Genomic DNA, 11,753 nt, shown 5'->3' on the forward strand with positions numbered 1-11,753 from the left:
GGGCTCCAGAATAGTGGTGGGTTATCGGTTGGCGGGTGCGGTGGGGCTGGCGGGATGCTCGGCGCGGCGCACATGGATATGCGCCGCAGTCTGGCCGTCGAGGGCGATGCGTTCGGTGCCTTTGGCCACCACGCGCCCATGGAAATTGGAACGTTGGGTCACGCGGATTACGGTGCCGCGGCGCAGGCCAAGCTCGAGCATGCGGAAGCGGTGCCGTTCATCGATGTCGATCGCCGTGATCACCATGTCCACATGCAACGGGCAATCCTCCACGGTCATGCCGGGTGACACGTTGCTGGAATCAGAACTCATGCTGCCGATTGTTATGGCGAAATTGGGCGAAGTCAATACCCCGCGTCGGAAAAATGTGAACAAACGTCAAAGGGCCGATCCGTCCTTATGCGGGCGTCAGCGGGGAAAATCCTTGGTCTCCCGGCATGTCTGCCCGAGCCCACGGCTGAGTGACACGGTGTCGAGCAACCGGTCAATCTCAGTATGTGGAAGTCTGGTGTGCGCCTCCGCCGCCTCGCGCACCGTGCTGTGTTCCGCTGCCGCGGCCTGCGCGAGCGCGGCGGCGCGCTCGTAGCCGATTGCGTCGTTGAGCGCCGCGGCGATCGAGGTGGACCGTTCGGCATATGCGCGCCCGCGCTCCACGTCGACCTCGATGCCATCCACGCATTTCGTACGGAACATGTCCATCGCGTTGATCGCGAGCGTCATGCCGGTGAGGATCTCATGGATGATCACCGGGTCGAAGGCGTTGAGCTGGAGCTGGCCTTCCGCGGCGGCCCAATTCACCGTCGCATCCATGCCGAAGATCATGAAGCAGCATTGGTCCACGCATTCGGGGATCACGGGGTTGATCTTGCCGGGCATGATCGAGGAGCCCGCCTGCCGTGCGGGCACATGCAGGTCCTCGAAGCCGCAGCGTGGGCCAGAATTGAGCAGACGCAGATCGTCGGCCGCCTTCTTGAGATGGATGGCGAGGTTCTTCAGTGTCGCGCTTGCGGCGATGTAGGCGCTCATGTCGGTCACCGACGCCACCGGGTCGAGTGCGGCGTGCACCGGTAGGCCGGTCATCCGTGCCAGCATGCGCGTCACCGTGTCGCGGAACCGCGGGTCGGCGCAGATGCCGGTGCCGATGGCCGTCGCGCCGAGGTTGAGGTCGCATAATTGGTTCACAAGCGCGTCCATCGCCTGCAGGTCGAGTTTGAGGAACGTCGCCCACGCATGGAACTCCTGCCCGAAGGTCATCGGCACGGCGTCCTGCAGTTGCGTGCGTCCGATCGTCACATCGTTCGCATGCCGGTCCGCCAACTCATGGAACGCCACGCGCAGGCGCCGAGCCGATTCGGCGAGCGGGGCCAGTCCGCCGCATATCGCGAGCTTGCACGCGGCGGGATAGGTGTCGTTCGTCGATTGCGAATGGTTGACGTCATCGTTGGGATGGATATAGCCGTAGTCACCGCGCGGGCGCCCACAGATCTCGAGCGCGCGGTTGGCGATGACCTCGTTCATGTTCATGTTGAGGCTCGTGCCGGCGCCGCCCTGCAGCACATCGACGGGGAACTGGTCGGCGAGCGCGCCGTGCTCGATCTCCTCGCACGCCTGCTCGATCGCCCCGGCCTTGCGCGTGTCGATCAAGCCTAGCTCGGCGTTCGCGCTCGCGCATGCGCGTTTGACGACGGCGTAGGCGCGGATGAGCGCCTCGTGCGCGCCGTCCGGAATGCCGCTCACCGTGAAGTTCTCGATCGCGCGTTGCGTGTGGATACCCCAATAAACGTCTTGGGGAACTTCGAGCGACCCTATGCAATCATGCTCAATGCGCATACGTGGGGACGATGGTGCTGGTGATGACGTGCTCATGGCGCTCCTTTCGCGCACGGCGGGCGCGGTATGCGCATGTGCGGCAACAGCCGGGCCGTACGGCCGCCGCCAATATTGTAGCGGCGGCGTGCGCGGCATGGCGGGGGTATTATTGCTTACAGCCAATTCAGCCGTTCGTGTCAGCAGTGGAGGTTCAATAGAGCTATGGAAAACTTCAACGCCAATCAGCATATCTCCTTCACATCCTCCAAGCCCATCTACGATTTCTATGTCGCCGGACCGTACCAGACCGCCGAGCAGGTGGAGAGCATGGAGCGCCTTGAGCGCGTGCTGCAGCACCGCAAGCTGAGCGTGTACCGCCCGCGTTTCGCCATGGATGTCAATGTCTCGGGACCGCAGGCTGTGTTCGACAACCGCATCGAGGCCATCAAGAACTCTGCGGCCGTCATCGCCAATTTCGACGACAAGGACGCTGGCGCGATCTTCGCGCTCGCCTACGGTTTTGCGCTCGGCAAGCCGGTGTATGCATACTGCGAGGGCATTCTGCCCAATTCGCGCATCAGCCTCATGGTGGATCAGGCCGCGACCGCGGTGCTCGACGGGCCGGCAGCGCTTGAGGAACTGCTGGATTCCGGCCAGGTGCGTCCCCTCCAGCTTGACGAGCAGTGAGACTCGAACAACGTGTCCACTGAGGTTCCGTCGCCTGCCGTCGGCCCCGTCACGCCCATGACTCACAGCCATCCAACTGAATTCGAGCCGTCCCGCGCCAGTATTATCGAGCACGCGCAGGCGGTCCACAGTGATCTTGATGCACAGCTCCTCGCCTTCTCCGAGGAGTTCCGTCGTGTCGACCTCATCTACGGGGCGTACGGACGCCGTTGTGGGCTGTCTTCAGCGTGTACCTCATCTTCGATTACATCTGCGAGAACGACGGTACATCACAGAGGGAGATCTGCGCGTATACGTTGTTGCCGCGCCAGACGGTGAACAACGTCATCAATGCACTCATCTCCCAAGGTCTGCTGCGTTTGGAGGGCAGCAGGCACGACAAACGCGTCAAGCGCATCCATCTCACCGACGCGGGGGAGCGCTACCGCCAACAGGTGGTCACCCCCGTGCGCGAGGCGGAACTGCAGGCCATGGCAGCCCTCGAACCCAACGAACGCCGTGCGATGATCATCTATGTCGACAAGTTCATGAACGCATTGGAGCGGCGAATCGACGGCATCGAATCCTGATGCATGTCCGCGACGCCGTCCCTGCGCGGCGCATCATGCGTTCTTTTCGTGGGTGTCCTGAGTGTCGGCCTTCGTGAAGAGCCTCGCCCCCGCGTACGCCAGATTCACAAGCATCACGAGGATGACCACAATCATAAGCGCTATGTTGTTGGTGGGGAGAACGGTGAGCAGCGCGGTCAGCAGACAGACGTTGTTGGCCAAAAAGTGGTCACGTCGGCACGTGTCGTCTTGTTGTTCAAGGTGACCTCCTTGCAAATCCGTGGCTCCCATTGTCGATGAAGCCGCTGACCGTCGCGTTGATGGCCGCGGATGTCGTCGGCGCCCTGCTCGTGCCGACGCTGGCCGCGCGGCGGCTCAACGAGGGCACCGCCGCGATGTCGTTCCACACGATGACGATGACCGCCCTGCAGATGCTCGCCGTGTCGCTTGTGTCCGGCTGCTGTGCGATCGGTGCCGGCTATTGCTGTTCGGTGCTTGCCGCGCGCGTGGCCAAGGACATGCGTGACGCGATCTACGTCAAATCGCTCGACCTGTCCGTCTTCGACTTCCGGCGGTTCGGCACCGCTTCGATGGTCACGCGCACGATGAGCGATGTCGTGAACATCCAGGTGGCCATCACGAATGTCATCATGATGCTGCTGCCGGTGCCGTTCATCTTCGTCGTCTCGCTCACCTTCGCGTTCGGCATGGATACGACGCTCGCATGGTGGCTCGTGGGCGCGATGGTGTGCGTCTGCGTCATCGCGGTGTTCATCCTGCGTTCCGCCTCTCCGCTGTACCGCCGTCTACAGCGCCTGCTCGACCGCATCGGCGCCGTGCTGCTCGAAAACCTCACTGGTGTGCGCGTCGTATGCGCCTTCGGCAAGGAGGCGTTCGAGGGAACCCGTATGAACAAGGCATTCAGCGAGTATGCCGCCACATCCATCAAGACGAACCGCCTGTTCGCGAACCTCGACGGTCTGTGGTACCTGTTCATCACGCTGTTCATCGTGGTCGGTGCTCGCCATTGCGCGCGGCGAGCAGATCAGCGCCATCTGGTTCGTCGTCGTGGCTCTGAGCTCGTACGCGATCGCCTACCGGTTCTACGCGTATTACATCCAGATCAAGATCATGCGCACCGACGACGCCAACGCGACCGCGGCCGAACGCGTGCAGGACGGCGCGAACTTCGAAAGCGCGGACCGCCGCGTGCTCTTCGGCCAGCATTTCGCCGCGATTTCGGGCGCCGGCCCGCTCGTCGGCCCGATCCTCGCCGCGCAGATGGGCTATCTGCCGAGCGTGCTGTGGATCATCCTCGGCGTCATCTTCGCCGGAGCCGTGCAGGACATGCTCATGCTCTGGATCTCCGCCAAACGCCGCGGACGCTCGTTCGGTCAGATGGCCACCGATGAGATGGACAAGGTCGGCGTCCTCATCATCTCCGTGTTCCTCGTCGTCGTCACCGCCATCGCGATGGCGTTCCTCGCGCTCGTGGCGATCAAGGCGATGGCGTCGTCACCGTGGGCGGTGTTCTCGCTCGGCATGACGATCCCGATCGCCCTCATCATGGGCTGCTACGAGCGGTTCCTGCGCCCCGGCCGTGTGATCGAAACGACGATCCTTGGCTTCGTGCTGCTCGTGCTCGCGATCGTCGGCGGCGGCATGATCGCCGCGAACCCGGTGCTCGCACCGATCTTCACCCTCAACGCCAAGCAGCTCGTGGTGGCGCTTGTGCTCTACTCGTTCGCCGCCGCCGTGTTGCCGCATTGGCTGCTTGTCACCCCGCGCGATTACCTGTCCACCCTCATGAAGATCGGCACGCTCGCACTGCTCGTCATCGGCGTGGTCATCGCGAACCCGCAGGTGCAGGTGCCTGCGCTCACCACGCTCGCGTCGCGCTCCAACGGCCCCACGTTCTCAGGCAACCTGTTCCCGTTCCTGTTCATCACGATCGCATGCGGCGCCCTTTCGGGCTTCCACGGCGCCGTCTCGTCAGGCCTGACGCCCAAGGCGATCGAAAAGGAAAACCAGATCCGCATGATCGGCTACGGCTCGATGCTCGTCGAATCGTTCACCGCGATCATCGCGCTCATCGCCGCCGTCACCATCAGTCAAGGCGTGTATTTCTCGATGAACATGTCGCCCTCGCAGATCGAGGCGACGGCCGGCAGTGCCTACTCCGCCTCGGCGAGCCCAGAACAAAACGCGGCGGCCGCCGTGAGCCGGATGGATGTGCAGAACATCGAAGGCCAACGCATGCGCGTGGAATGGCAGTCCGACGGCACCGTATACACCGGTGCCGAGGCGCTCGACGCGGCCGCCCACGACGTGGGGGAGGAGACGCTCGTCTCGCGCACCGGCGGCGCGACGACATTCACGATCGGCATGGCGAACTTCCTCAGATCCTATCTGGGTGGAGAAGAATCCATGGCGTTCTGGTACCACTTCGCGATCATGTTCGAAGCGCTCTTCATCCTCACCACCGTCGACAACGGCACCCGTGTGGCCCGTTATCAGATCGGCGACCTGCTGGGCAATGTGCGCCGGCTCAGGAAATTCGCCGACCCCACATGGCGCCCCGGCAACCTGATCACGACCTTCGTCGCCACGGCCCTGTGGGGTACGATGCTCTACATGGGCGTCTCGGACGCCAACGGCGGCATCAACGCGATGGTGCCGATCTTTGGCATCTCGAACCAGCTGCTCTCCGCCGGCTGCTTCATGCTCGTCACCGTCTGCGTCGTCAAAGCCGGCTTGGGGCAGTACGCATGGATCCCCGTCGTGCCATTGGTATGGGACGTGGCGGTCACATTCACCGCCGACTTCGAGAAGATCTTCGACCCGCAGCTCGGGTATTTCGCCACCGCTTCGTCATTGCGCGCGTCGATCGACTCCGGGCAGCTTGAAGGCGAAGCGCTCGCCACCGCATACGCATCGCTGTCGAACGCGTACCTCGACGGTGTGCTTTCGGTGTTCTTCCTCGTCATGATGGCCGCGTTCCTGGCCGTGGGACTCAAGACCATCGTCGCCACCGTCCGCGCACGCGCCTATGGCGACCATCTGACCTCGCAGGAGCCGTTCCTCGAATCGAACTGGTTCGCCCCCTCGGGCCTCATCGCCACACGGCTCGAACGCAAGGTCCAGCGCGAGTTCGAGCAGCGCCATGCGCACCGGGCGGAACTCGGATGAGCGCGCCCGCACGGTTGCGCGCCATCGTAGCCCGCATATGACGCGCCGTGGTGTGGTATGTGCGGGAAGTGAGCGGCGAAGCGCGCTACGAGCACTACGTGGAGCGATTCACGCGCGAGCACCCCGGCGAGGAACCGCTTAGCGAGCGCGCCTATCTCAAGGCACGCGAGGAGCACGAGCGGCTGCACCCCAACACCGGCTGCTGCTGTTGAATCCAGCTAACCCGCCAACCCAAGGGCGAGCTTGAGCGCGACGACGCGGCGGGCCGATTGCGTCACCCGCTCGGCGAACGCGGCGTCGTCACGCGTACGCGCACGCAGGCCCTCGAGAATCGGCTGTGTGAACGCGGGGTCGTTCACACAGGCCAAGTCGCCACCGGCCTGCACGAGCCGCACGCCCAGGTCGGCGGGGGCGATCGCGCTGACGGCGCTCGCCGAGAGGGAATCGGAGATGACGACGCCGCTATAGCCGATGTCGCCGCGCACCATGCCGTCAATGACCGTGGGCGAAAACGCCGCCGGTGCATCCGGGTCGATGGCTGTGTACGTGGCGAGCGAAATCATGACCATGCCGGGGTCGGCGGCGCGGATCGTCTGGGCGAACGCCTGCACTTCCGGGCCATTGCGCGTGGTCGTCGTGTCGACGATGCCGTCCGTCGTGAAGTCGGTATTGCCGGTCACTGCGCCGAGCCCGGGAAAGTGTTTCGTCGCTGCTCCCACGCCGGCGGCACGCAAGCCCTCGACGAACGCGGCGGCATGCTGTGCATTGCCCGCGGCGTCGAGCCCATAATCACGGTCGAGCGCGCCGACGGGGGCGTTGGATGCGCGGTCGATCGTCACGGTGTCCACACACGGCGCCAGATCCACATGGACGCCGGCCATATGCAACTGTTCGCCCCACCTCCGGCTCGCTGCCTGCAGGTCGGCGAGGGTCATCGTTCCCTGCGCGACCTCGCTCGGCATGGTTTCGAATCCGGGCCCCTGCAGATGCTGCACCTGGCCGCCCTCTTGGTCGGTGGCCACGAGCACGCGCGTGGGGCCGCTCGCATAGGATTGCAGCATGTCCGTGGCTTCGCGCACTCCGGCCACGCCGCTTGTCCAATTGCCCATCAGGATGACGGAACCGATATGCTCGTCGGCGATCAGTGTGCGGATCGCCGAAGGAGCGGTGCCTGCGGCCAATGGTGTCATGACCAGTTGCGCCGCGCGTTCGTCGAGGCTCATGCCATCCACGATCGCCTGTGCCTGCTCTGCCGTGGTCGGGCTGGGAGAGGTGGTCGGTGTGGCGCTGTTGGGGGAGCCACCCCGGATGACGCCGGGGGATGACGCGGGTGGAGTGGATGTATGCGCCGAGGCGGAAGCCTGCGGGTGCGGGGCATGCGCATGGTGCGCCCAAGCCCACCAGATGGCGCCGCCTGCCAGCAGGACGGCGATCACGCTGGCCATGATGGCGATCCATGCGTGTGTGCGTTGCCGTTGCCCATTGCCGTGTCTGCTTCTCTGCCGCGGTGCCATGAACCCTCCTGTATTGATGTGATTGGTCTTGTGTCCGTTGCCACCAGTGTAATGAGGCGCAACAGGGCGGCGCGTTCCATGTCCGTGGCGAATTATGGAGCATTCATGGATGAATGTGTATGGCGCTTGATGCCATTCGTGGTATTCCAGTAAACTGAATGAATGTCTTTTTTCGATTTTGGCCCTTTGTTCGGCGCTACGCCGGGGGCGCGCAAACCCTCCAACCAGAAGGATGATGACGAGCCGGTCATCATCGACATCGAAACCAACGGCGACGAACCCCACGCTGCGGCTGGTTCGGGCGCCAAGCCACCTACCGGCGCGCCTCGGATCGCCCGCCAGGCGAAGCAGCCATCGCATGGCCGCGGCTCGCGTGTGCTGATCGCGGTCGTGGCGGTGATCGCCGTGGTGGTGGCGTTGTTCTTCGCCGTCGCCAACTTCGCCACCGACGTCATGTGGTATTCCCAGCTTGGCTTCCAGAGCATCGTGTGGACGCTGCTGGGCACACGTGTGGGCCTGTGGCTCGCGTATGCGGCGCTCATGGTGCTGGTCACCTTCATCTCGGCCACACTCGCGATCCGCGCACGGCCCGCCTACTCCGACGGCTCCACGATCCGCATCCACGGAGACACGATCGAAGTGGGCAAATCGGTGAGCTCGAAGACGGCGCGCCGCGTGGCCATTGTGGTCTCGCTTATCGCCGGTCTCGTGTTCGGTTCGCGGTTCAACGCCAACTGGACCGAGATCCTGCTGATGTTCAATGGTGAATCGTTCGGTGTGACCGACCCGCAATTCGGCATAGACAACGGGTTCTACGTGTTTGTGCTGCCTGGCCTGTCGCTGCTGCTTTCCGGCTTGTCGTTGCTGCTCGTCGTCGCGCTCGTGTTCTCGATCGGCACGCATATCGCGATGGGCGGCATCCGGTTCCGCATGCCCGTCCACGGGCGTGGCCTGTTTTCGATGACGACGCGCGCACGCCGGCAGATCGCCATCTGGTTCATGCTGTGGATGGTTTCGTGGGCGGCCAATCAGGTGCTGTCGATCTTCTCGACGATGACCGCGCAGGGAGACCGCATCACCGGCGCCACCTATACGACGGTGCATGCGCACATCCCGGTGATCATCATCATGGCGGCGATCACGGTGATCGTCGGCGTGGTGCTCGGTATCTGGCTCATGCGCACGCGCCTGTTCGATGAGGACGGCGGCGGCCGTTCCGCCGGATTCGTCACCGCGTGGAAGGCATGGCGCGTGCCGGCCATCGCCGTCGCTTCGGCCGTCGTCCTGTCGCTGCTGCTGTCCACGCTGTGGCCCATGCTGCTGCAGCGCTTCCGCGTCAATCCGAACGCGCAGGAGATGGAATCGACGTACATCCAGCGCAACATCGACGCCACGCGCGCCGCCTACGGGCTTGACGCCGTGCAGACCGAGGAATACAAGGCCACGACGAAGGGCACCGAAGGCGCGCTGCAGAAGGACGCCGAGACGACCGCGCAGATCCGCCTGCTCGACCCGCAAATCGTGGCGCCCACGTTCCGCCAGCTGCAGCAGATGAAGCAGTACTATACGTTCGCCGACACGCTTGCCGTGGACAAATACGACATCGACGGGGTGAACCAGGACACGGTGATCGCCGCCCGCGAGATGGACCTTTCGGGCAATGACAACCGCAATTGGGTCAACGACCACACGGTGTACACGCATGGCTATGGTGTGGTGGCCGCCTACGGCAACCGCGTGACGAGCGACGGCCAGCCGGAGTTCTTCGAATACGGCATCCCCACGCAGGGGTACCTGACCGAGACGCAGCATTACGAGCCGCGCATCTACTTCTCGCCCAATGCGCCGGAATACTCGATCGTGGGCGCGCCGGAAGGCGAGCGTTCCTGGGAGTTCGACTACCCGACGAGCGGTAGCGAAGGCGCGGTCACCACATTCAAGGGAGACGGCGGCCCGAATGTGGGCAACATGTTCGCCCGGCTGCTCTACGCGATCCGCTTCGGCTCCGACCAGATCCTGTTCTCCGACCGCGTCACGCCCGAGTCGCAGATCCTCTACGACCGTTCCCCGCGCGAACGCGTGGCCAAGGTGGCGCCATACCTCACCCTCGACGGCCGCGTCTACCCAGCCGTTGTGAACGGCCGCGTGAAGTGGATCATCGACGGCTACACCACATCTGACCGGTACCCGTACGCGCAGATGACCGACCTCGCCTCCGCCACGCAGGACTCCACAACGTTGAGCTCGGACTCGGTGCAGGAGCTCGGCAACAAGCAGGCGAATTACATCCGCAATTCGGTCAAGGCCACGGTCGATGCGTACGACGGCTCGGTCGACCTGTACACATGGGACGACCAGGACCCGGTGCTCAAGGCGTGGCAGAAGATCTTCCCCGGCCAATACCACCCGATGTCGGAGATCTCGGGCGAACTCATGGCGCACATGCGCTACCCGGAGGGCATCTTCAAGGTGCAGCGCCAATTGCTCGCCAAGTACCATGTGACCCAGGCGAACCAGTTCTTCTCGGGTGAGGATTTCTGGCAGACGCCGGTCGACCCCACCGAATCCCAGGAACAACAGGCGCGCGACGTATTGCAGCCGCCGTACTACCTGACGTTGCAGACGGGTGGCTCGCAGCAACCGGTCTTCTCCCTGACCTCGTCGTACATCCCGGCCGGCGCGAGCACGCGTGAGATCCTCACCGGATTCCTTTCGGTCGATTCCGACGCGGGGCGTACCAAGGGCGTGAAAGGCCCGGATTACGGCACGATCCGCCTGCAGGAACTGCCCAAGGACTCCAATGTGCCGGGCCCGGGGCAGGCGCAGAACAACTTCAATGCCAACGCCGAGGTGTCGAAGGAGCTCAACCTGCTGCAATCGGGTTCCACCCAGGTGGAGCGCGGCAATCTCCTCACGCTGCCGCTCGGCGGCGGACTGGTCTATGTGGAACCGGTATATGTCAAGTCCTCCGGCGCCACCAGCTACCCGTTGCTCAAGAAGGTGCTCGTGGCGTTCGGTGACCAAGTCGGCTTCGCCAATACGCTCGATGAGGCACTTGACCAGGTGTTCGGCGGCGATTCCGGTGCCTCCGCGGGCGACGCCTCGAACACGCAGGGCGGCCAACAGGACAAGGCGCCCAGTGGCGGCAGTGATGGTGGGTCGGAGCCGAGCGGTTCCGCATCGCAGGATTCCGCCGCGCTCAAATCCGCGCTCAACGACGCCGCCCAAGCGATGAAGGACTCCGACAAGGCGATGAAGAGCGGCGATTGGAGTGCCTACGGCGAAGCGCAGAAACGACTCGAGGAGGCCATCAACAAGGCGCTTGAACTCGAGTGAACGGTAGGGAACCGGGGCATGTGAACCCTTGGCTTCCCTCAAGGAGACAGGCGGGGCGCCGGTCCAAGCAGGGCTGGCACCCCGCCTGTCGCATGCCGTACGCCTATGGCGAGTGTCAGGCAGTAGCGCGCTACACTGGCGCGTATGACCGATTATTCGTACCATGCGGCCACCGACGCCGATTTGCCCGCGCTCACCGATATCTACAATGCCGCCATCATCCGGGGCGGCTCCACCGCAGATACGGAACCCGTCACCACCGAACAGCGCAAGGCGTGGCTCGACTCCTTCCGGGCGCCGTACGCCGTGTTCGTCATTGATGCCGACGCTGGTGGCACCGCCGAACCGATAGGGTTCGCGGCCATCAGCGCCTTCAACCCCCGGCCCGGCTATGACGGCATCTGTTCGCTCGCGTACTACATCACACCCCAATGGCAGGGCCGTGGCGCCGGAAAATACGCGTTGGGCGTGCTCATCGACGAATGCCGTGCCCGGACGATGCGCATGGCATGCACGGTGATCTTCGCCGACAACGCGGCTTCGAGCGGCCTTATGGAACGGTTCGGCTTCACACGCTATGGCCTGTTGCCGCAGGCGGCGTATGATTCCAAAGGCACATTGCACGATGTGGGGTTCTGGGCGCACACCTTATAGCGACATGGGCGCACGG

8 protein-coding genes and 2 pseudogenes are annotated in these 11,753 nt (G+C 63.9%); 7 read left to right on the plus strand and 3 right to left on the minus strand.

All coding sequences use genetic code 11. From position 1 onward, the window contains the following. Nucleotides 1-21 precede the first annotated feature (21 nt). On the minus strand, nucleotides 22-312 hold the full coding sequence (locus OU02_RS03405; RefSeq protein ID WP_180326944.1) for a FeoA family protein: 291 nt from the start codon (nucleotides 310-312) through the stop codon (nucleotides 22-24). 96 nt (nucleotides 313-408) lie between these two features. Then, the gene (locus OU02_RS03410) at nucleotides 409-1,866 is read right to left on the minus strand and encodes an aspartate ammonia-lyase (protein ID WP_033488762.1); all 1,458 of its coding nucleotides are present in this window, start codon (nucleotides 1,864-1,866) and stop codon (nucleotides 409-411) included. Between the two features lie 165 nt (nucleotides 1,867-2,031). Between OU02_RS03410 and OU02_RS03415 the strand changes: the two genes are divergently transcribed. From OU02_RS03415 to OU02_RS08520, 5 genes and pseudogenes are all read left to right on the plus strand, one after another. Then, nucleotides 2,032-2,496 carry a nucleoside 2-deoxyribosyltransferase gene (locus tag OU02_RS03415; protein WP_033488763.1) on the plus strand — a complete coding sequence of 155 codons (465 nt, stop codon included), beginning with the start codon at nucleotides 2,032-2,034 and terminating at the stop codon, nucleotides 2,494-2,496. A gap of 209 nt (nucleotides 2,497-2,705) precedes the next feature. Beyond that, entirely contained in the window at nucleotides 2,706-3,065 is a 360-nt protein-coding gene (locus tag OU02_RS08045) for a MarR family winged helix-turn-helix transcriptional regulator (RefSeq protein ID WP_241434871.1), read from the plus strand. A gap of 374 nt (nucleotides 3,066-3,439) precedes the next feature. After that, a pseudogene (locus tag OU02_RS09015) lies at nucleotides 3,440-4,006 on the plus strand (ABC transporter transmembrane domain-containing protein); the annotation flags it as partial. Between the two features lie 49 nt (nucleotides 4,007-4,055). Continuing rightward, a pseudogene (locus OU02_RS03435) lies at nucleotides 4,056-6,233 on the plus strand (carbon starvation CstA family protein); the annotation flags it as partial. A gap of 47 nt (nucleotides 6,234-6,280) precedes the next feature. Continuing rightward, complete coding sequence (locus OU02_RS08520; protein WP_080720480.1) at nucleotides 6,281-6,445, plus strand: CstA-like transporter-associated (seleno)protein; 165 nt, start codon at nucleotides 6,281-6,283, stop codon at nucleotides 6,443-6,445. A gap of 6 nt (nucleotides 6,446-6,451) precedes the next feature. Here OU02_RS08520 and OU02_RS03440 read toward each other — a convergent pair whose 3' ends face one another. Beyond that, nucleotides 6,452-7,678, minus strand: coding sequence for a glycoside hydrolase family 3 N-terminal domain-containing protein (locus OU02_RS03440; RefSeq protein ID WP_051918230.1), 1,227 nt, complete (start codon nucleotides 7,676-7,678; stop codon nucleotides 6,452-6,454). A 231-nt stretch (nucleotides 7,679-7,909) separates the two neighbouring features. Between OU02_RS03440 and OU02_RS03445 the strand changes: the two genes are divergently transcribed. Next, nucleotides 7,910-11,083, plus strand: a complete 3,174-nt coding sequence (locus OU02_RS03445; RefSeq protein WP_033488767.1) for a UPF0182 family membrane protein — start codon at nucleotides 7,910-7,912, stop codon at nucleotides 11,081-11,083. A gap of 144 nt (nucleotides 11,084-11,227) precedes the next feature. Further along, nucleotides 11,228-11,737, plus strand: coding sequence for a GNAT family N-acetyltransferase (locus tag OU02_RS03450; protein ID WP_033488768.1), 510 nt, complete (start codon nucleotides 11,228-11,230; stop codon nucleotides 11,735-11,737). Nucleotides 11,738-11,753: the final 16 nt, after the last annotated feature.

It is taken from the genome of Bifidobacterium pseudolongum subsp. pseudolongum DSM 20099, assembly GCF_000771225.1.
Taxonomy (GTDB): domain Bacteria; phylum Actinomycetota; class Actinomycetes; order Actinomycetales; family Bifidobacteriaceae; genus Bifidobacterium; species Bifidobacterium pseudolongum.